The organism is Hallella absiana, from assembly GCF_025457485.1.
Lineage (GTDB): Bacteria > Bacteroidota > Bacteroidia > Bacteroidales > Bacteroidaceae > Prevotella > Prevotella absiana.
The window spans coordinates 43,399-63,802 of record NZ_JAMXSP010000014.1; the positions used below are offsets into that span (position 1 = coordinate 43,399).

Sequence of the window (20,404 nt, forward strand, 5' to 3'; positions counted from 1 at the left end):
GGTACATGAGCAATATATTATAAATATATGAGTAGAAACCAACAAATCATTCGTACAAGTTTAGTGGGTATTGCCGCCAACCTCTTTCTTGCCGCCTTTAAAGCCGTGGCAGGGTGGATAGCTGGGTCGGTGGCCATCATCATGGACGCAGTCAACAACCTCAGCGATGCCCTCTCGTCTGTCATTACCATTGTCGGCACAAAACTCTCAGAGAAACCCGCCGACCGCGTCCATCCTTTTGGTTACGGTCGTGTGGAATATTTCAGTGCCATCATTATCTCGGTTATCGTCCTCTCCACGGGTATTCTCTCTTTGGTGGAGAGTGTAAAGAAGATTTTCGACCCCACCAATCCTTCCTACACCGCTGTCACGCTGACGATCATCATTGTGGCCATCGTGGTTAAACTCGTCTTGGGTTGGTATGTGAAGAAGCAGGGCCGCCAGTTACAGAGCAACGCCTTGGAGGCCAGCGGTGCCGATGCCACTTTCGATGCCGTGGTGACGCTCTCCACGCTCGTCTCCGCCGGTATCATGCTTTTTACGGGGGTTAACCTTGACGGTATTCTTGGCTCCATCATCTCGCTCGTCATCATCAAGGCTGGCATAGAGATGATTGGAGCACCTGTAGGTCAGTTGCTCGGCGAGAGCATCTCGAAGGAGATGATGGTCAACATCAAGAACGATGTGAAGCAGTTTGCAGGCGTTCTCGGTGTCTACGACATTATCCTCAACTACTACGGTCCTAATGCCATCATCGGTTCGCTCCACGTCAGTGTGCCAGAATCCATGACGGCCAACCGCATTCATGGCCTCACACGGTCCATCACCAAGCTACTCTATGACAAGTATCATGTCATCGTTACGGTGGGTATCTATGCTGTTTGCGACCATGGCAAGGAGAGTGAACTGCAAAAGGGTGTGATGGCTTTCCTGAAGAGCTACCCCCATATCGAGCAGGTACATGGCTACTTCTATCTTGAGGAGAAGCGCACAGTCACTTTCGACGTGGTGCCCGACGACTCGATTCACGATGACAATGCCTTTCAGTATCAGCTCCTTCAGGCCATCCGCAAGGTTTATCCCGGCTATATATTCAACATCGTCATCGACCATATCTATTGCAAGTAAGTATCCGCAAGCCGCGGACACAAGAGGAATACGAGAAGAAGATTAAGGAGAATATCGGTGTGGTGGATAACATGAACCGTATGGTCGACAACATGCTCATGCTTACACGCGCCGATAGTTCCCACTTTCGATTGCATCTCACCGAAGTAGGCATCCGTGAACTGCTCAGCGAGACGTGCAGCGCCTATTCCAATCAGATCATCCGACGTGGCATTCATATCCGGTCTGATTGGTGCCACCGTTCATTTTGATAGCCGACTAAGAGAATGGGCAACAGCAAAGACAGAGGAAGTGGCAGCAGCATGATGCCAACGGCTCTTTAAGGCTAAAGGATCTCTAAGGCGATGGCAGCACAGGCCTCGGCATCGGCGAGCGCATGGTGATGGTTCTTGAGATCATAGCCACAGCGTGCGGCGATGATGTCGAGGTTGTGGTGTCCGCCGGGCCACACGCGTCGCGAGGCGATGAGCGTGCAGTAGAAAGGATAGTCGGGATAGTCCATGCCATACATGCGGAAGACGGCTTTCAGGCAGTTTTCGTCAAAAGCCTTGTTGTGGGCTACGAGGGGCAGACCTGCTATCTTGGGCTCTATCTGCTTCCATACGTCGGGGAAGATGGGGGCGTCCTCGGTGTCTTCCTGACAGAGGCCGTTGACGCTGGAGCAACGCCAGTTGTAGTAGTCGGGCTCGGGGTGGATGAGCGAGTAGAACGAGTCGACCATCTCGCCGTTTTTCACGATCACCACGCCCACGGCGCAGACGCTGGTACGCTCGAAGTTGGCGGTCTCGAAGTCGATGGCTGCAAAATCTTTCATGGTTGATGATTTATGTAGAGAAAAAGCAAGGGAATCGTTTCCCCCCTGCCGTCTATTTGTTGTTAGGGCAGAGCAATGGTTTGGCACAGTCTTGGATGCGCTTCACGATCATGTCGAGCATCTTATGGCGGATGAAGTTGTCGGCGGTGATCATGACGATCTCGCGCCGGGGCTCCGGCAAGGCAAAGGGCCGTACCAGTCGCTTTTGAGCGTCTTCCAACTGCGAGATGGCCATCTCCGGTATGAAGGTCACGCCTTTGCCATTCTCCACGATTCTCATAAAAGTCTCGATACTTCCCAAAGTATAGGCTTTCTTGCTGACGGCGGCAGATTTCAGATGACAGAACTTTACGAGCTGGTCGCGGAAGCAGTGTCCCTCGTCGAGCAACCACAGAAACTCTCCGTTGAGATCGGTTGTCTTGATACGCTCCTTGGCAAACAAGGGATCGCTTTCAGAGATATAGGCAAAGTACTTCTCGGTGTAGAGATGTGTGCTGTTGAACATCTCCAGTCCTTCGATCTTAGCCAGTATCCCGGCGTCGATGTCACCATTGAGCAAGGCCTGTTTCATGTCCTTGGTTTTCAACTCGACGATGCGCAGATCCATTTCGGGATGCTCCCTCATCAACTGTGGAAAGAAGTGGGGGATGAGATAGGGTGCAATGGTCGGAAGCACGCCGATGGTGAAAGTACCGAGATAGGTATCCTTTTCTTCCTCGACGATCTCTCTGAGGCGTCTGGACTGATAGAGTACCTCCTTAGCCTGTCGGATGACAGCCTGTCCAGCCTTGGTGGTGATGATGGGCTGTCGTCGACGGTCGAAGATCTTGATGCCCAACTCATTTTCCAGTTTCTGAATCATGGAGCTGAGCGTAGGCTGCGTGACATCGCAATAGTCAGCAGCTTTGGCGAAGTTGCCTAAGCGGTTGAGGGCTAAGATATATTCCAGTTGCTGTAGGGTCATGTCTCTTGTCTTTAATCTTTTGTTCCCCCTATTTGTGTAGTAGGGCCTGCATGAATATCTCTTGCAAATATCGCAAAAATATCTGAGATGAACAAGGATTCCTGGCATTTATCGACTACTCTTTTTGCTGGAGACGCCTGCCGATAGGAGAGAGAGGCCTGATTGTCTGTTTTAATAAAGTCTGCTGTGTGCTGACATCCTCGGGTATGCCCAGCTGTATGATAGAAGGCATAAAGAGGACGGAAAACTTCTTTTGAATGGGTAAAGATACACAACAAAAGACTGTCACGATTTCCTTTGTTTCCAGAGAGAAGCAGAGAAGCTTTTTGAGGGAAAAGCATGTTTGTAAAGAGCAAAAAGGGGTGGCAAAATGTGAAAAAAGCGTGATTGTAGTGTCATCTTGGCCTTTTCTCACTATAAAACAACCGAGATGACCGTGTGAAAAAGGCGTGATGATGGAAAATTCTCTAGAGAATTTTTCGTCAGAAAGGCTTTTTTGTAAGACGAATAAATGTAATGTTTATTCAAGTCGTTAGTAGTTAACGAGTTAAGAATGTTGGCGAGAATCGAAAAATCACGGGCAAAGATGTGCTCGCTCGAAAAGAACGCCTTCTCGTGGCCGCTTTTTTGTCAGTTTATCAAACAAATGCAGTTTTTTTACTTGGAAGACTTTTGTGTATGCCATAAATACATTATCTTTGCAGCAACGTACTAAAAATTTAATCATTTAGAGAGATGAAGAGACTTACTACCCTTTTACTACTGGTCATGGCGATGGTCCTGACGGTGAGTGCCAACAATCAGTCCAACGACAACATCCGGCGGGGTGACTCCTGCATGGTGGACTATGACCTGAGACATGCTTTGGAATATTACCTCAAAGCTTTGCCCAGTGACGGCAGTGCTGCCTTGCGCATGAAGATCGCCAACGCCTATTATCGTCAGAGCAACTATGCCAAGAGCCTTGATATTGTCAATGAACTGCCCGTCGATTCGCTCGACCATGATACCATGCACCATCTGTTTGACTGCTGCAGGGCGCTTGGACTCAACCAGCAGACAATAGGGTGGGGCGAGGCTCTTATCAAGCGATGGCCGATGGATGGAGAGGCTGTTGCCAAGCTCGCTAAGGAATATTTGCTTTCGGGGTTGAAAGACAAGGCAGAAATAGTCTGTAACAGATTTTGGCTGAAAGACGAGACCTGCATGGCAGTCAATGATATCATGGCCGACGTGTATATGGCCCAACGGCAGTGGGTGTTGGCCAAGGACAGCTATCTGCTGCTGTTGCAACAGGGCGACTCCACTTATAAGAATATGCTCAACCTTGGCGTGAGCTACGAGCGACTGGAGCATCCTGCAGAGGCGCGGAAGGCTTTGGACGTGGCTATCGCCATGTCAGACTCCTCGGTTGCTGCTCCGCTCTATCATCAAGGAGTGGTGCTCGGGGCCTTGGGCGATTACAAAGCGTCGATGGACTGTTTCCATCGTGCTTTGGAATTGCTGCGACCCGACAGTGCGGTGATGTTTTCCTGCTATCGCGGTTTAGCGGAAGGTGAATATGCCGGGCAGGACTATCGTCGGGCACTCGATGATTTCGTTCTGGCAGAAGGCTATGATCCGAACTCTATCAGTACACCTTATTATATAGGTATCTGTTCAGAAGCTCTTGGCAAGAGACAAGAGGCTAAAGCCGCTTATCAGCGTTTTCTGCAAAGGGCAGCAGACGTAGAAAGTCCCAACAAAGAGCTGAGGAAGATGATGGCGGATGCCAAAAAGAGAATAGGAAGGTAAGAGTCGATCTGAAACGATTCTTCTTTGATTGATACTCACGAAGATCGTTTCATTTTTTCCCTGTACTTGTGTCGATGTCATAGCCATAGAGTGCGTAGTCGGCACGCGCAGGGTCATCGGGAAAGACCTCGCGCATCAGTCGGGTAAGGGCGACGACAGCTCTCCATCCGGTTGTTTTTCCGATGTCGAGGTGCAGCTTGTTGGCCGTTTGCATTACATGGGTGTCGAGTGGGATAAACAGATGACGCTTATCGATGAAGTCGCTCCATAGCCCTAAGTCTACGGGCGATCCGCTGCGCACCATCCAACGAAGAAACATACAAGGGCGTTTGCAGGCAGATGTGTAGGGCATAGGCACAAGGCCCTTGATGCCCCGTTGACGGAAGTAAGTGGCAAAGGCAGAGAGAACGGCTTCTACGTCGGTTGTGTCCTCTGCCTTTTTATCAGCTTCTTCGGCGGCTGTCTGTGCAAAGCGCCCTAATGTGCCGTAGCTGCAGAGGAGATCGTGCAAGGCTGTGAGCAGTGCATGGATGTCGGCAAAGGTATAGAGACGGTAGAAGCATTGAGGTGAAGGAGTGAGTGCATGGTCAAAAGTTCCGCTGGCTATCCAATTGTAAGGATGCCACTGAGCCATGTTCATCAACTGCTCAATCTTGGGCAAAAATTGTTGGCGCGAGCCATAGCTGAGACACATGGCCAGGAAAGCTGTCATCTCCTGGTCGAGTGGATCACTCACCTGGTGCATGAACCAAGAAGGATCGTCCTTGATAAATGATGCGGTCTCGTAGCGATCGGCAAGAGAGGCCATGAGCTGACGCTGAGCCTCGTTCATAGCTTTTCTATCTGATCGATGGTCAGACCTGTGGTTTTGGCTATGTCGGTAATGGGATAGTTAAGGGCCTTCAGCTTTTGGGCCATCTCAAGCATCAAAGCCGTGCGGCCTTTTTCGATACCTTTCTCGATGCCTTGCTGCAAGCCTTTCTCGATACCTTGCTGCATACCTTTCTTGATGCCCATCTCCATGCCTTTCTTCATACCCTTTTCCAATCCTTCTTTCATACCTTGCTGGGTTCCGTACTTAAGGGCATCATCCTTGATGGTGCGCTCAACCATGACGGCATCCCAGAACTCTTCGTAACCATAGAGCTGAGCCTCAGTATAGGACGATTCTTCCAATAGGGTGACAGCCTTATGGATCTCAGGATTCTCGATGAACTCGTCAGGAATTTCGCGCACATCGTCGTGCATCTCTGTGAGGAAACGGAGCCATAGCACCATCATCTTTTTGTCGAGTACACTCTGGGGCTTGAACTTGGGCAGCTCCACAAAGACGAAATGTAGTCCGTCGATGACTTTGTCGGTATGCTCAATGTTGACGATGTCGTAGAGGTGGTAGAACTCCTTCATCTTTGGTTCAAAGATGTCATTGACCAAGCTCAGCGAGTACACTGGTTGGAGATAGCTGTAATGGCAGGCCTTATCGAGCTGGCGCACATAAGCTTTAGAGGCGTTGAAAAGTACGCGTTGCATAAACGTGTCGGTCCAGTACATCTGCATCTCCACGAGAAACTGTCGTCCATGTGTGTCCTTGCAGCGCACGTCGACGATAGTGTTCTTTTTCAGAGGTGTGTTGGGCACCAGTTCGGCAGGAAGAAACTCCACAGTCTCTATCTGCTCCCCGTCTTTGAAGGGAAGCAGTGCATTAAGAAAACTGGTGGTCAAGTCAGGATGCTCACCAAAGATCTTCTTAAAAGTCAGGTCGGCTCGTGGATCCAAATATCTTAATACCTTCATAGTGTCGCGAATTTGAGTTCTTTGATTCTATCTGCAAATATCGCAAAAATATTTGAGAAATCCAAGAGAAAGCGTGGAATTCAGTGGCTTTTACTATATATAGACGAAAGAAACTGTGGGTAGAGACTTGCACGTGTCAGCATATTATATTATCTTTGTAGCGACGAAAGATACAATCATTTAACTAATAACTAATCATACAACAAATTATGAGAAAACTGATTTACTGCTTAGTGCTTCTTTTGGCTCCGCTGACCTCGATGGCCGGGACGTTGCTTCACCGCACGGCTCCCAGTGCTTTGCTGGGTGGCATGCCGCAGGTGGACTACACTATTTATCTGCCCGACAGCATGACAGAAGGACGGAAGTTCCCCATTGCCTATCTGCTCCACGGTGGCGGGTGCTCCAACACCGAGTGGCAGGACCATGGCCATCTGAAAGAGGTGATGGACAGTCTGATTCGTCGTGGCGAGGTGGCACCGATGATCGTCGTTTGTCCTGAGGCTAACAAAAAGAACATGATATGGTTCAACGATCCTCAGTGGCGTTACGAGGATTTCTTCTTCACCGAGTTCTTGTCCTATATTGAGCGTACCTATCCTGTCATCGCTGACCGCCGCTATCGTTTCGTGGGTGGCTTCTCCATGGGAGGCGGTGGTGCTGTGGTCTACGGCATTCACCATCCCGAATTGTTCTCGATGGTCTACGACATGTCGGGCTATTTGCGCCGTCAGCCTCTCGACTTCCTCAAGAACGATCCGCAGGGCGAGTGGCGGCAACAGGTGGTGGAGCGCAACAATCCTATTTTGGAGGTGAGCCGGGCCGGTGCCGACCAAGTGAACAGATGGAAACAATTGAATTGGTTTGTCGACTGTGGTGATCATGACTTCACACTTGAGGGCAACATGGACTTCGTCAAGGCACTCCGCAAACAAGGCATCGGCTATCAGATGCGGGTGCGCAGTGGGGCTCATAACTGGGACTACTGGGCTCCCTGTCTTGTCAACGCGCTCAAGCAGTTCTCGTTGCGTGCCTTCCATGCCAATCGTCTGCAGGTGGTGGAGCAGGGCGGATTGGGAATGTATCCGTCCGTGATGCTGTCGGTCGACGGATTCAAAGCTCATACCGTTTTCTGTCCGCAGGATCTGAGTGCCTTTGATGCCCGCCATCCACTGCCTGTGGTGGTGTGGGGCAATGGAGCTTGCACGGACTCACCTTGGGAGCACTATCGCTTTCTCAATGAGATTGCCTCTCATGGCTATCTGGTCATTGCTACCGGATATTTCCCTAATGGCGACACGCCTTATCAGGGTCCCATGTCGTCGCCACAGCAGCAGATAGAGTCTATCGACTGGGCGATGAAGCAGGCTTCTGACTCCAATAGTGTCTTCTATGGTAAGATTGACACACGGGCCATCTGTGCGTCGGGTATGTCGTGCGGTGGTTTGCAGACACTCTACAACTGTGGCGACCCACGCATCAAGACTTATATGATTTGCAACAGCGGACTCTTCATTGATCCGTCCATCGCTATGCCTAATATGCCGATGCCGCACAAAGAGCAGCTACGCAAGGTGCATGGGCCGATCATCTACATCCTTGGCGGAAAGGAAGACATCGCCTACAACAATGGCATGGATGACTTCCATCGCATATCTCACGTGCCTGCCGTGGCTGTCAACTATCCGGTAGGTCATGGCGGCACCTATCGTCAGCCTCATGGAGGCGAGTTCCGCATTCCCGCTGTGGCCTGGCTCGACTGGCAACTCAAGGGTGACCGGCAAGCCGCAAAGATGTTTGTTGGCAAAAACTGCGGACTCGCCCAAAGAAAGGGGTGGACGGTGGAGCGCAATAAAAAGATGTAAGCGAACCTATAAAATACGATTTTAGACAAAGGAACAAATCATGAATCACACGACTTTGTTATGCAGCTTGGCAGCAGGGCTCATGGCTGTGCCTATGACCGCAAACGCCGACAGCGACGTGAGCAAAGAGAAAGCGTCGCAAAATACGCCCCAAGGATGGCGCGCTGTAGAGTTGCCTTCTATTGTCGCCATCACGGAGGCCAATACTCTAAACATCGAGGACTATGGAGCTTCCATCACGTCGGCAGACAATACAGTTGCCATTCAGCGAGCCCTTGATGCCGTTCCAGAGGAAGGCGGGATGGTGGTGGTGCCTGCCGGCACATGGCTGTGCGGCCCGCTGCAAGTCAAAGCGCATACCGTGCTGCATTTGGCAGCCGGTGCTACATTGCGGTTGTTGCCTTTTGGAACTTATCCCAGCGACAATGGCAATTACAAGACGAAGACTTTCTTGACCAACCGCAATAATGCCTCTGACATCATCATCGAAGGTGAGAGCACGTCGTCAAGCATCGTCGATGGACAGGGTGCCGCGTGGTGGAAAGCTGTGGAACAGAAGAAGTTTGACCGCCCCGCCCTCGTCCGCTTTTCCAGTGGAAGCCGTTTCCTGGTGCGCAACATGCGCTTTGAGAATGCGCCGGGAGTGAATGTCACTATTGGACAAAGTGGTAAGGGCAGCCATGGAACGGTGCACGACGTGGTGATACGCGAGCCGTCGTCGACAGCTTCCACCGGACAGAAATCCCACAATACCGACGGCATACCCATTTGGGCACCCTATGTGAATGTCTACAACTGCGACATCAGCAATGGTGACGATAATGTGGTGGTTGACTCCGACGGACAGTACGTGCATGTGTGGAATTGCAAGTTCGGCACTGGGCATGGTGCTTCCATCGGCAGCTTCACCGAACGCGTACATGACGTGCTGTGGGAAGACATCAGCTTCCGTGACACTGACAGCGGCTTCAGACTGAAGAGTCAACGGGGAAGAAGCGGACAGGTATACAATATTACGATGCGCAACTGCACCATGCAAAACGTGATGAATCCCATCTACATAGAATGCTGGTACGACAAGAGCACCAAACCTGAGCCTTCTCTAGCACCAACGGCCGATTCTGTCGCCACCACGCCAGCCTTTCACGACATTCTCATTCAGCACGTCACAGCTACAGCCACGCCTTATAAGAAAAGCGACAAGGCAGCTTTTCCCGTGTATATTTACGGACTACCCGAAAGTCCCGTGCACCGCGTGACGCTCGACGACGTACATGTAGATGCCAAGAAAGGCATGTTTCTGGCCTATTGCGATGTGACGTTCACCGGCGGATGCAGCATCAAGAATCTTACCGACTCCACAAAGTATATAGCAAAACGCTATGAGGCAAACATCACCGGCAGCTACGACGGATCGGAAACAACTGCCATAAACGGCGTGAAAGTCTCAAAACCCATGAGCCATGACTATGCTTATACCTATACGCTCTTGGGCACTCTGCGCTCGCAGCAATCGCTGTCGCGTGGCGTCTATATCGTCAATCATCATAAAGTGTTGGTGAGATAAAGTCTCTCGCCTATAAAACGAAACAACAGGCAACTGCCTTGTAAGCGGTTGCCTGTTGTGAACCGTGTGAAAGCTTTTCGCTTTTATGCTTCCTTGAATTCTTCCTCAATCTTTGGTGCCTTGTCCTGACCACTACCGTAGCAGGGCGGGATTATCGGCGCACTGGATATTTCCCGTGGGCCGATATAGTCACCAATCTTGGAACTTGGGTGTCCCAATGACGAAAGCAGGTGACAAATGTTTCGTCAGTGCCGGTCGTGCTGCATCGAGAATGACGCGTGAGGTATCCATGCGCAACCTTTTCTTGATGATGGGGATGGCGATGGGGTAGAAGTGGTAACCAAACGACTGGTATATCTTGAAGAGCAGACGGTCGCGTGCGTTGAGAAACTCCGGTATGCCGTACTCGTCGATGAGCACTTTGATGCGTTTGGCCAGTTTACGGTCGTCGCGGATCTGTGAGCTCTCGTCGAGCATCTTCACGAGGAACTTCTTGTCACTGGGCTTTTCCACCATCGTGGCATACATGTTCTGCTCGCGTCGCTCAGCCGGCGTGATGCTCTCCTGACTCGTGGTGTAGAGTTTCATGAGCCAAGTCTCTACTTCTTGAATGGTCGGTTTTTCCATAGTAATCATGTTTAGTGGTTGTCTGATATATATAATAAGGTGTACACATCAACGTGTACTTTTTGCAAGGTCGGAGAATGCTGACACCCTATTCTTTGGGCTCAGCACTTATGCGACCACTGTAGGGCTAAACATGACGGCTCTGTATCGGTGTAGTTCCGACAGGGCTTGTTTGGTGAATGTGTCAAAATAGAACCTTCTCATCTCTCTTATACATTTATTAATTTCTCAGTTGCAAAGATAAGAGAAAAAACAATACGAGCAAAACAAAACGGAACTTTTTTGCATAAAAATATAGCGCAAGTTACTATTTCAGCAAAATAGACTGTCAAAACGGTGCTTTCTAAACGTATGAATAGCTATGGAGCCCTTTGAAGTTTAAAATCGTTGAAAAGCAAGCATGGAAGGGTCGCGGAACCGAAATAAATGCCTACCTTTGCAACTGTAAAACCATCAGAATGGAGAATCGCAAACGAATCATGGCAAAAGAGAATCACGAAAAGAGGAAAATAGCATTGTTGTTTATCTGTTTAGGCAATATCTGTCGCTCCCCGGCAGCCCATGCCATCATGCAGCGCGATGTCGATGAGGCTGGGTTGTCAGACCGGTTTTTCATCGACTCAGCTGGTATTGGCCCTTGGCATGTGGGTGATCTTCCCGACCGTCGGATGCGACAGCATGGCGCACAGCGAGGGCTGGACATCAGTCATATTGCACGGCAGTTCAATGCTAAGACCGATTTTCGCACTTTCGACCGCATTGTGGTGATGGACGAGGACAACTATCGCGCCATCGCATCTAAGGCTTCGTCAGAGGCTGACCGTGAGAAAATCATCAGGATGTCGGACTATCTTCTCGACCATCCTGCGGCCCATTCTGTTCCTGATCCCTACTATGGCGACGGCTCCGACTTCGAATTGGCGTTGGATTTGATTGAAGATGGATGCCGGCATCTGCTGGCTGCTATTATTAATAAGGAGGAGAAACGCATCAAGAAGGAGGATGGACTTGCAGTGGATTGATACGGAAAAGGCGGTGAGCAGGTTCAACGCTTGGGGAACTGGCGACCGTCCGTTCTTCTTTCTGACCGACTATCTCCATCGGCGATGGCTGGTGGAGCCTATTGATGGGCTGTCGGTAGACGAGTTGCTCTATGCTTTTCCCGGACACTGCAATGCGCCTGATGAGGAGGCGAAGGCAAGACCGTTTGTCTGGCAGCCCCATCCGCTCACTCCCGAAGCTTATCATGAGAAGTTCGAGATAGTCCATCGCAATATGCTGGCAGGCAATAGCTATCTGGCTAATCTGACGTGCCGGATACCCTTGGATACCAACCTCTCGCTACGCGACATCTTCCTGCTTTCCCAAGCACGATACCGATTGTGGGTCAAGGACACTTTCGTATGTTTCTCTCCCGAGACGTTTGTGCGTATCCAAGATGGTATCATCAGCAGTTATCCCATGAAAGGCACTATCAGTTGCAATGTGCCCAATGCCGAGCAAACCCTTCTCGCCGATGTCAAGGAGGCGGCCGAGCATGCGACGATCGTGGATCTGATTCGCAATGATCTCAGTCACGTAGCCGACCATGTGACGGTGCGTCGTTATCGTTACGTAGAGTGTTTGGAGACTTGCAATGGCCCCATCTTGCAGACGAGTTCAGAGATTGCCGGGCAGCTGCCCGTTGACTATCGCCGTCATCTTGGCGACATCCTCATGGCTCAGTTGCCCGCTGGGTCGATTACGGGAGCGCCTAAGCCCAAGACCATGGCCATCATCCGTGAGGCCGAAGGCTACGAGCGGAGCCTCTACACGGGGGTGGCCGGTATCTGCGACCGTGGACAGATGGACAGCTGCGTGCTCATCCGGTTCATCGACAAGGAAGATGGCCGGTTGTTTTTCAAGGCTGGAGGAGGCATTACGGCTAAGAGTGACTGGAAAAAAGAATATCAGGAAATCAAAGAGAAGACCTATGTACCCATTTGTTGAAACCATAAGAGTGGAGGATGGCGTGCCGCACAATCTCCGCTATCACCAACTGCGCATGGCCGACACCATGTGCCGCTTCTTTCCCCATACGCCAGTTCCCTCACTTGCTTCAGAGCTCGAGGCCCGCAAGTGGCCTGCCGGCATCACGTGGAAGGTGCATGTGGAATACGATGCGCGTGGCATCACGCTTTTCAAGGCCGACGAGTATCATATCCGCCACATCACCCGTCTGCGGCTTGTTGTCTGCGATGACATCAACTATGCCTATAAGAGTGCTGACCGCCGGCGGCTGGAGACTTTGTTTGCCCAGCGTGGAGAGGCTGACGAAGTGGTCATCGTCAGGAACGGACTGCTCACTGATACCTCTTATTCCAATATAGCCCTCTTCGACGGCCGTCATTGGGTGACGCCCCGCCAACCACTGCTACGCGGCACCATGCGTCAGTCGCTGCTCGATGCTGGCGTGTTGACGGAACAAGACATCAAGGCCGAAGACTGGAACAGCTATCGCCAGGTGAGCCTCATCAATGCCATGATGCCTTTGGGAAGGCTGGTTTGCAAGATATGATGGCAGTTTGTTGCTCAGCAGAATCCCTGTTTGTTGTTACTATTCTCGGATGAGCTTCATCGTCTTTCCACTTTGCTGCCGGATGATGATTCCACTCTGAGAAGCGTTGGCTTTATTGCCGTTGAGCGTATAGTAGCGGGCAGATTTTTGACCGTTTTCCGTGATGGTGGCTATTCCGGTGGATGTCTTTGCAGCGTGGATGCTGATATTTGAAATCTTGATGGATTCCAAGGCTGAGGAACGAAGAATGGTAAGTTGGTATTCAGCCCAGTTCTTATCTACCGAAAAATCGACGGTGACATCGCCACAGCTCATCGTCTTGTTGAGATATGTCTTTCCATCAGCGATGCTCTTCAGTTGTATTGTGATATTAGCAGGAATATGGCATTCAGCACGAAGGCTTAGCCGATAGCGTCCGGCGTTGAGCTGGAGCGAGTGATAGACATTTTGGTTGTCCCATGTCGATTGCTCACCACCAAAGTTCAAGAGCGTCGTGCCGTTGTCAAGGACGAAACCGTGTGCAGCCGGATTCCATCCTTCTGCTTCTATGTGTGGTTCCCAAATGATCGTAGTGTCGCAAGGGCTGTTGAGCGTGTATTGACTCATAAACTTCCACATCGTCATGGCAGAGTTTCCATCTTCTGTCTGGGTTGTGAAGTCGCAGTGTCCCATATTGTCTATTTCGTAGTAGACATAAGGAAAACAGCCTTCCGTAGCCTCGTACACACTCTTGTCATAGTCTGTTCCGCGTATTTTCTTTGGCACAGGATTGCATCCGTTGCGTGCTACCATGTTGTCTACGATGACAGGCATATGCCGATATCGCACGAAGTCGTCAGCCTTGCCGTGTATATGCAGGAAAGGCACGGGGCGGACACTTGTCTGATGAAGATGGAACTCGTTGATAGGATAACCGCTGATGGAGGCAAAGGCTGCAAACACATCGCTGGCCACGCAGGCGGCAGTATAGGTCATCATGCCACCATTGGAGAATCCACAGCAATAGACGCGCTTTCGGTCAATGGAGAAGTGAGCTGCCACATCGTTGATGACGGCTTTGAAGAATTCGATGTCATTGCTGTTTTCTCCAGTAGCATGCCATCCCGGAAGCGTGGAGCCAAAGACGGGGAAGAAGATGTTTTCACCCTGAGGATAGGCGACAATGCAGCCTTCTAGGTCTGCCACCGTCGTGCGGAACGGTGACTTGTCGGTAGCGTGACCACCGGTGCCGTGAAGACTCAGTACCAGCGGAGCTGGGGCAGATACCTTGTCGGGGACATAAAGCCAATAGGTGCGTGAGGCTCCATTCACCGTGACGGTCCGCATTTCGTCGGTCTTGGCATTTGTTGCTAAGAGATTCCAGCAGAGAAGGAGTAGCGTGGTGAGACAGTTCAAGCAGTTGTTCATAATTTAATCAGTTGTTGTTGCGTTCTTAGTTTTTGCAAAGTTACATATTCTTTCTTGCATCAGCATTGCTTTTTGTTTCCAAAACTATAGCATTTGTATAGTTCAGTGCTTGCGATGTTTCTTTTTCTTCTTTGTCCGGTTTTATTTTTGCTTTTTGCTTTTTTTCATGCTTTTGTTTTGCCCGATAGAAAACAAATGATTATTTTTGTAGTCTAAAAATAAGTAACAACCAAAACCATGAAAGGAATCATTACTACCCAAGAGATTCGTCTGGCACATCCCGGAATGTGTGACTGTGCTACAGACCTCTATTATACTCGTTTCGCCAACCGCCTCTTCGACAGCCTGCGGGGCTTTGTCGGCAAGGATCTGCCGGACAAGAATTTTACCCATGTGCTGGCCCGCAAGCTGACCAGTTACTTCGAGGACATCGTGGCCGACATGGGTGTGTGGCACTCATTCTCTGATCTGTGCATGAAGCTCTACGGCTATCCTGTGCCCATGTATCACGCTGATAAGGAATACTATCCCGACGAGCCCAGTCTCGATGCCGTGCGCTACCTGGTGTGGGACGTGGCCAACGAGTTGTTTCCCGACCGCATCTTTGAGACCGACCGTCTGTTGCAGGAGATGGGGCTGGAAGCGTATCATCAGCTCAGTGATGCCTTTGAGCAGGCACCGATCAATGAGGATGCCAAGAAGGTGATGGATGACATGCTCCACTATGCCGCAGGGGGATTCAATGAGTTGCGTAATGTTCTTGATTGGGTGCTTGCCGGATGCTACATCACGTCTGGCACCTGGCTTAATAAATTGTTGGCTGAAAAGGCCAGGGAGATAAATTCTGTTTCTTTCTTCGACGGTATGTCGCCGTCGATGAAGCAATACTTTGCAGTCACCAATATCAAGTTCTACGACCGTGTCGGTCCTCTGGCTCTGAAGTCTTATGAGTGGTTGCGCTCTTTGGCTCAGACAGTGGGACACCAAGAGCTTGCCACGCTGTTGGAGCAGGTCAAAGTCTTGAAAATGGACACCTATAAATATACACCGGACGATGGTGAGTCGCTGACATTGGAAAACACCCATGGGCAGACGATAAAGGTTTCGCGCAAGGAGCTCAACTTGGATCCAGAGGTGGTCAAACAGCACAATGGCTGTGTGGCAGGTTTTGTTTTTTACAAAGACGAATGGCGTCTCAACGGACTTGTGGTTCCTCTTCAGCAAAGCGACGAAGACTTCGAAGAAGCTAAACGCAGCCAGGCTGATATCCCTCTTCCTGGTACAGAGATCATGACGGCAAAGATGCTTCTCGAGCAGACCGGTAACCGACGGATCCTTTATTTTAAGGATGTCGATGAGATGAAAACGTTTCTTCAAGAGAAGTTAAACTATCCAGGCAGCATCTTCGAGGGTAGCCCGCTTGCCAACATGAAACTTCCATGTATGTTCATTGATACTGTTGACGAGACCAACCCGCAGTTCTTTGCACAGAATTTGGAACAGTATATCAAGGATCCGGACAATCCCTATTACGATGCAAAGAAAGCAAAGGAAGACGCTGTCAACATTCTTTGGAATGCTGACAGTGCCACGTCTAATATGGTCAACTATCTCATCGATCATGAGATGCTTCCCGATGCTGAGCAGCACTATGCGTTCAGTCAGCACAGCACGCATCAGCAGCGGCTTGCCGACATGAATTTCTATATGCGCTACAATCGCAGAAGCCGGTACTAACTTTCCAGTGTGTCTTCCGCCATTAGGTCATTGATTTGGTCAATGACCTGCTGGCGTGTCTTCTGTTGCTTGTGGTAGAGCTGGAAAGAGAAGATTATTCCGCATACCGTTCCTATGCATCCGCCTACGATGCCTCCCCATGCCGCAGAGGTGAGCAGCTCGTCTTTATAATTAATGCTCTGAAAGAAGTCGAAGAGGAACCAGCCAAACAAGAGTAGCATCAAAGGCATGCCGACCATCATCTGCAGGGCGCTCAGCCGCTTGGCCCGCTGCAGTCTTAGAGCTGTGGGGATGAGGTTGTCGCCCATAAAAGCCTCGTCCTTGATGTGGTTGACCTTATAGTCAAAGATCGTGTCAGCAAGACAGAGCAGGATGATGGCGATGACCGGTCCCCATCACTTGTCCTATCTCCTCATAACTCATATTCTCAAGCCAGAGCAGTACGATGGCGCGGTCGAAGGGTCCGAGGCGTGCGATACGGTTGCGAAGCATCTGCACCTGTCGTGAGTCAGCATCGTCGTCCTCAAAGAGGTTGATGTCCATACTTAGCGGTATCGTCTTCCGCCGCTTCCTCTTTCTGTCGGCCGAGATGCAAGTGTTCAGACTCACGCGGTAGACCCATGTGCGCGGGTTGCTGCGTCCTTGGAACTCTTGAAACCCTTTCCAGAGGTTGACGAGCACCTCTTCGAAAAGGTCAGCCACCTCGTCCTCGTCTTTGGAGAACATATAGCAAACCGTGTAGATGGTGCTCTTCTGCTCCTTGACGAGTTGGGCAAACTGCTGTTCTGATGGTTTTGTTGCCATTGTCTTGATTGAATTGTTACACCCATTAGACGCTATTTCTTTCGAAAAACTACAGAGAAACGAAAGAAATCTTCATAAATACGTATCAGCCCTTCTCTGTGTCTCAGTGCCTCTGTGTGAGATACACTTGATGAATTCTTTGATTCTCCAATTCTTGAAAAGGACAGAGGATTCCGTCTTCTTGTGATGATCCAATTGCTTTTTGTTGGGTATAAACAACAGCTTTCGTGGGGTGATCACGCCATTGTGCTGTTCCCATTTTAGCGCTTTCAATGTTGTAACCTTATAGAAAAAGATCGTTCACTACGCAGGGAAGGATCCTTTCCTACGCAGGAAAAGATCCTTCCCCCTTTAGGAAAATCAAGCGTGTAAAACTACGTGACTTGACCAGGAATAGCTTTACACTCCTTTGTTGTTGCTTACGGGCTTGCTTCACATTGCCTATTTGATGAACTCCAGGAACAGCTCTGCTTGCTTGGCGAGCTGTGCTTTCTGCTCCTCAGTAAGGATCATGCGGCCTTCGGTCCAGGCTTCCAGGTTGAGTGCGATGCCCGTCTGTCCCTCTGTCATCACGTCGGCTTTCAGCACGGTGAGCAGCGTGGTGAGCAGCTTGCGGCATCCTGCTGTGGCAGCTTTACCGCCAGCTCCCGTGAGTGTGAACTTCTTTCCGGCGAGCACAGTCGGCGCGTTGCGATCAGCAGGATCAACGGGGCGCGAGAGCCAGTCGATGAGATTCTTCACATGTCCGGGATAGGAATAGTTATACTCCGGCGAGAAGATCCACACGCCGTCAGCCTCTGCTACAGCCTTGCGTGCGTCTGCAACAGCTTGCGGAGCCGGATATTCTTCATCCTGGTTGATAAATGGCACTTGAGAGTAATCCAGTTCTGTTACTTCGGCTTTGCCTTGGAGCATGCCCTTGACCATCACACTCAGTTCTCTGTTAAAGCTCTGCTTACGCAATGAGCCAATGATGAATAGTATCTTTTTCATGTTTGTTGGGTTGATAGTGTTGTTGTTGCAAAGATACGTTTTTCTCATTATAATATGGCTTTCTTCTTGCGCTTTTGCTTTTTTTTCTTTACTTTGTATCATTGAAACACTAATTTGATATTTCTGCTATGAAACCGCTCTATACTATTGTGGTCTTTGTGACCCTGCTGTGTTGCTCCGTGTGGGCAGGCATGCATAGCTATCGTTGTGCCGAAGAGGAGATGGTAGCAGATATGAACCAGGCTTTGGCGGCCTGCGCCTTGATGAAACCACACAGACAGGGATCATCGGCAGAAACTGATAATATTGTATTCACATGAATGTTCATGAATTGACCACGAATTTCTCATAAACATAAATAGTGAGAAATTCGTGGTTAATCCATGATGATGCAATGTCCAAAATACTATAGCTGAATGTTCATTAATGGTACAGATAGAGCTTTTCAAAAGTATTGGCTGAGTTGAGAATGCTACTTCCGCCACGTAATAGGAACATCGCGCAACTCGATATATCCTCTTTGGGCACCACTGCCATCTTCAAAGTCGTTGTAGAGAAAGAGCTTGACGAGCTGGAGCTTTTGTGTTTTCTTGGGCACATTGAGGAAGTGGAGATTGTATGCCCCCAGGTCCGCTTTCACGCTGATGCCCTCAGCAACCTTGATGGAGTAGGCGGTGTTGTCGATGCGGTACACATTGCCTTCGTCGTCATAGGCAGTGGTCTTGTCGTCACCGATATAGTTGATCTTGTCGATGACGGTCTTAGCCTTTAGTCTCAAAACCACCGACACATTGCCAAAGTTCATACTTTTGCTCGTGCCATAGACTTCAACGACCTCTACATCTAAGTTCTTCTCAAAGGGATTGTAGAGCGTACCGCCACCCGCGATGGGTGTGGCTTTCGCCTTCGGCCCGTCATCACTTTTCGCTGATGCAGCCGTGGAAGTAGTCGTGCTCGTGGATTTAGTCTGTTGATCTATTGTACTAAGTACCTTCTTGGCTTTCTTGAGGATACTGCCAAGACTTTGAGCTTGAGTAGGAATCGTGCCGAGCAAAAGGAAAGCAAGGCAGAGATAGAATAGATTTCGCGTTTTCATGTCTTTCGTCTTTTAATGATGTTCTTACTGTTCGGTCATCAGAAATCTTCCGTTGGAGGCTTCTAAAACCTCAGAATGACCGTTAAGGATGAAGGTGTGCTTTACTTTTTGTTCACTAAATACCAATGTCCATCCTCCTCTTTCTTCATATCGACATTGGTCTGCTCTGTTTTGCCCGATGCATACTTCACGTTGAAGACCTCAGACGCCGTGCCCTCTTCTTCATGGACTTGCTCAGAAACGAACTCATAGCTCACGGGCTGCTTGTCGTTTTTTTGCCCCTTCTCCTTGGCCTTCTTTACCTTCTCTTCAATCATGGAGACGTAGGCTTCTTTCTGTTCCTGCTTGTCAGCGGGGAAGTAAACACAGTCGAAATAGCCGCGATAGTCTTCGTCAATGGCACATTGTAAGGCCTTCTCGGCAACCGCACGCGGTTCCGACTTGCCGCAGCTTGCAAATACGGCAAGCACTGCGGTGAACATGAGAAATGACAATAACTTTTTCATAGTGGTTGTTTATTATTGGTGAAACTTGATCATAGTCTTGAGATGCCTTGAGGCGTAAATGTCGCTCGGAAGGATGCACGCTGCCTTGATGATGGGCAGGTCTATCTTGTGGCGCCTGCCTTCTGTCAGATCGATGCCAGCATGGCGATAGGCATAAACGATCAGTTCCGTGCAGTACATCTTCGAAGTATCCTGGTCGTCGAACTTATCGTCAAACAGTGTGCCTCTACGGTAAATACGTAGTGCAACGTCCGCTGCTCGCTGGGCTGTGGAGCTGTCTCCTGTCCGGCAAACCTCTCCCTTTGATGCATTCTTGTATGAGAAGAACTTCTCCGGCGTGTCCATCTTCACCCGGTCAACATCGCCGTCAAAGTCCGGCTCGCCGGGAACGGCGTGGACGATCATCCTTCGTTCTGCGTAATCGACAACGATGCCAACGTGGGAATAGTTGCCATTTGCATCAGTGGCAAGGACCACGTGGCTCGCTATGCCCTCACCTCTGCGGAACACCACATCGCCTGCACACAGCGCAAAGTCATCGGGCAGGATGCTGCGCTCTTCCTCTCTTTCTCCGCAGGAGACGAGTATCATCGCCAGACAGACAAGCCATATCCAGCCTATGGGCAGTGCCACGTTCCAGTGCGACAGAGACAGACGGCAGATGGATGCGTTTGAACTCATAATGTTTGCAGATTGCTTTTTTACAAAGATAGGTCAGCAGTAGCGTTTTGACAAGAGCAGTAGGTCAAAT

General features: G+C 50.0%; 22 protein-coding genes and 1 pseudogene. 10 read left to right on the forward strand and 13 right to left on the reverse strand.

Annotation, left to right across the window (positions count from 1 at the left end; genetic code table 11):
- Window positions 1-27 precede the first annotated feature (27 nt).
- Both NG346_RS08600 and NG346_RS08605 read left to right on the forward strand, forming a co-directional pair.
- Window positions 28-1,128 (forward strand): cation diffusion facilitator family transporter, encoded by a 1,101-nt coding sequence (locus tag NG346_RS08600; protein WP_262288599.1) that lies wholly within the window; start codon window positions 28-30, stop codon window positions 1,126-1,128.
- Window positions 1,119-1,379 (forward strand): hypothetical protein, encoded by a 261-nt coding sequence (locus tag NG346_RS08605; protein ID WP_262280436.1) that lies wholly within the window; start codon window positions 1,119-1,121, stop codon window positions 1,377-1,379. Before NG346_RS08600 ends, NG346_RS08605 begins: the two co-directional genes overlap by 10 nt.
- 74 nt (window positions 1,380-1,453) lie before the next feature.
- Here the strand turns inward: NG346_RS08605 and NG346_RS08610 are convergent, their stop codons facing one another.
- Genes NG346_RS08610 through NG346_RS08620 form a run of 3 tightly spaced genes read right to left on the reverse strand, consistent with a single transcriptional unit; the run spans window position 1,454 to window position 3,247 of the window.
- Window positions 1,454-1,942, reverse strand: coding sequence for a 3'-5' exonuclease (locus NG346_RS08610; RefSeq protein ID WP_262280435.1), 489 nt, complete (start codon window positions 1,940-1,942; stop codon window positions 1,454-1,456).
- 52 nt (window positions 1,943-1,994) lie between these two features.
- Window positions 1,995-2,906, reverse strand: a complete 912-nt coding sequence (locus NG346_RS08615; protein WP_262280434.1) for a hydrogen peroxide-inducible genes activator — start codon at window positions 2,904-2,906, stop codon at window positions 1,995-1,997.
- Window positions 2,907-2,917: 11 nt separating this feature from the next.
- Window positions 2,918-3,247 (reverse strand): hypothetical protein, encoded by a 330-nt coding sequence (locus NG346_RS08620; RefSeq protein ID WP_262280433.1) that lies wholly within the window; start codon window positions 3,245-3,247, stop codon window positions 2,918-2,920.
- A 394-nt stretch (window positions 3,248-3,641) separates the two neighbouring features.
- Between NG346_RS08620 and NG346_RS08625 the strand changes: the two genes are divergently transcribed.
- A complete protein-coding gene (locus NG346_RS08625; RefSeq protein WP_262280432.1) occupies window positions 3,642-4,700 on the forward strand; it encodes a tetratricopeptide repeat protein in 1,059 nt (352 codons plus the stop codon).
- Between the two features lie 49 nt (window positions 4,701-4,749).
- Here NG346_RS08625 and NG346_RS08630 read toward each other — a convergent pair whose 3' ends face one another.
- On the reverse strand, window positions 4,750-5,532 hold the full coding sequence (locus NG346_RS08630) for a TIGR02757 family protein (RefSeq protein WP_262280431.1): 783 nt from the start codon (window positions 5,530-5,532) through the stop codon (window positions 4,750-4,752).
- Entirely contained in the window at window positions 5,529-6,494 is a 966-nt protein-coding gene (locus NG346_RS08635) for an Rpn family recombination-promoting nuclease/putative transposase (protein ID WP_262280430.1), read from the reverse strand. Before NG346_RS08635 ends, NG346_RS08630 begins: the two co-directional genes overlap by 4 nt.
- A 209-nt stretch (window positions 6,495-6,703) precedes the next feature.
- Here NG346_RS08635 and NG346_RS08640 point away from each other — a divergent pair, with 209 nt between their 5' ends.
- Entirely contained in the window at window positions 6,704-8,359 is a 1,656-nt protein-coding gene (locus tag NG346_RS08640) for an alpha/beta hydrolase-fold protein (protein ID WP_262280429.1), read from the forward strand.
- Window positions 8,360-8,399: 40 nt separating this feature from the next.
- A complete protein-coding gene (locus NG346_RS08645) occupies window positions 8,400-9,926 on the forward strand; it encodes a glycoside hydrolase family 28 protein (RefSeq protein WP_262280428.1) in 1,527 nt (508 codons plus the stop codon).
- A 222-nt stretch (window positions 9,927-10,148) separates the two neighbouring features.
- Here NG346_RS08645 and NG346_RS08650 read toward each other — a convergent pair.
- Window positions 10,149-10,553, reverse strand: a pseudogene (locus NG346_RS08650) (proline dehydrogenase); the annotation flags it as partial.
- Between the two features lie 479 nt (window positions 10,554-11,032).
- Between NG346_RS08650 and NG346_RS08655 the strand changes: the two are divergent.
- Genes NG346_RS08655 through NG346_RS08665 form a run of 3 tightly spaced genes read left to right on the forward strand, consistent with a single transcriptional unit; the run spans window position 11,033 to window position 13,110 of the window.
- Window positions 11,033-11,575 (forward strand): low molecular weight protein-tyrosine-phosphatase, encoded by a 543-nt coding sequence (locus NG346_RS08655; protein WP_262280426.1) that lies wholly within the window; start codon window positions 11,033-11,035, stop codon window positions 11,573-11,575.
- Complete coding sequence (locus NG346_RS08660; protein ID WP_262280472.1) at window positions 11,562-12,542, forward strand: aminodeoxychorismate synthase component I; 981 nt, start codon at window positions 11,562-11,564, stop codon at window positions 12,540-12,542. The genes NG346_RS08655 and NG346_RS08660 overlap by 14 nt, the downstream gene beginning before the upstream one ends.
- Entirely contained in the window at window positions 12,526-13,110 is a 585-nt protein-coding gene (locus NG346_RS08665; protein ID WP_262280425.1) for an aminotransferase class IV, read from the forward strand. The genes NG346_RS08660 and NG346_RS08665 overlap by 17 nt, the downstream gene beginning before the upstream one ends.
- A 39-nt stretch (window positions 13,111-13,149) precedes the next feature.
- Here the strand turns inward: NG346_RS08665 and NG346_RS08670 are convergent, their stop codons facing one another.
- A complete protein-coding gene (locus NG346_RS08670; RefSeq protein WP_262280424.1) occupies window positions 13,150-14,517 on the reverse strand; it encodes an alpha/beta hydrolase family esterase in 1,368 nt (455 codons plus the stop codon).
- 237 nt (window positions 14,518-14,754) lie between these two features.
- Here NG346_RS08670 and NG346_RS08675 point away from each other — a divergent pair, with 237 nt between their 5' ends.
- Window positions 14,755-16,254, forward strand: a complete 1,500-nt coding sequence (locus tag NG346_RS08675) for a DUF3843 family protein (RefSeq protein WP_262280423.1) — start codon at window positions 14,755-14,757, stop codon at window positions 16,252-16,254.
- Here the strand turns inward: NG346_RS08675 and NG346_RS08680 are convergent.
- The 3 genes from NG346_RS08680 to NG346_RS08690 form a co-directional block, all read right to left on the reverse strand.
- Window positions 16,251-16,562, reverse strand: coding sequence for a hypothetical protein (locus tag NG346_RS08680; RefSeq protein WP_262280422.1), 312 nt, complete (start codon window positions 16,560-16,562; stop codon window positions 16,251-16,253). The two genes, NG346_RS08675 and NG346_RS08680, sit on opposite strands and share 4 nt — an antisense overlap.
- A 46-nt stretch (window positions 16,563-16,608) precedes the next feature.
- A complete protein-coding gene (locus NG346_RS08685) occupies window positions 16,609-17,058 on the reverse strand; it encodes an RNA polymerase sigma factor (protein ID WP_262280421.1) in 450 nt (149 codons plus the stop codon).
- 441 nt (window positions 17,059-17,499) lie between these two features.
- Window positions 17,500-18,051, reverse strand: coding sequence for an NADPH-dependent FMN reductase (locus NG346_RS08690; protein WP_262280420.1), 552 nt, complete (start codon window positions 18,049-18,051; stop codon window positions 17,500-17,502).
- A 128-nt stretch (window positions 18,052-18,179) separates the two neighbouring features.
- Here NG346_RS08690 and NG346_RS08695 point away from each other — a divergent pair, with 128 nt between their 5' ends.
- Complete coding sequence (locus tag NG346_RS08695) at window positions 18,180-18,371, forward strand: hypothetical protein (RefSeq protein WP_154533953.1); 192 nt, start codon at window positions 18,180-18,182, stop codon at window positions 18,369-18,371.
- 152 nt (window positions 18,372-18,523) lie between these two features.
- Here the strand turns inward: NG346_RS08695 and NG346_RS08700 are convergent, their stop codons facing one another.
- The 3 genes from NG346_RS08700 to NG346_RS08710 all read right to left on the reverse strand — a co-directional run bounded on the left by NG346_RS08700 (window position 18,524) and on the right by NG346_RS08710 (window position 20,334).
- The gene (locus NG346_RS08700; protein WP_262280419.1) at window positions 18,524-19,147 is read right to left on the reverse strand and encodes a hypothetical protein; all 624 of its coding nucleotides are present in this window, start codon (window positions 19,145-19,147) and stop codon (window positions 18,524-18,526) included.
- A 101-nt stretch (window positions 19,148-19,248) separates the two neighbouring features.
- Complete coding sequence (locus NG346_RS08705) at window positions 19,249-19,653, reverse strand: DUF4878 domain-containing protein (protein WP_262280418.1); 405 nt, start codon at window positions 19,651-19,653, stop codon at window positions 19,249-19,251.
- Window positions 19,654-19,665: 12 nt separating this feature from the next.
- Window positions 19,666-20,334, reverse strand: coding sequence for a YiiX/YebB-like N1pC/P60 family cysteine hydrolase (locus tag NG346_RS08710; RefSeq protein WP_262280417.1), 669 nt, complete (start codon window positions 20,332-20,334; stop codon window positions 19,666-19,668).
- Between the last annotated feature and the right edge of the window lie 70 nt (window positions 20,335-20,404).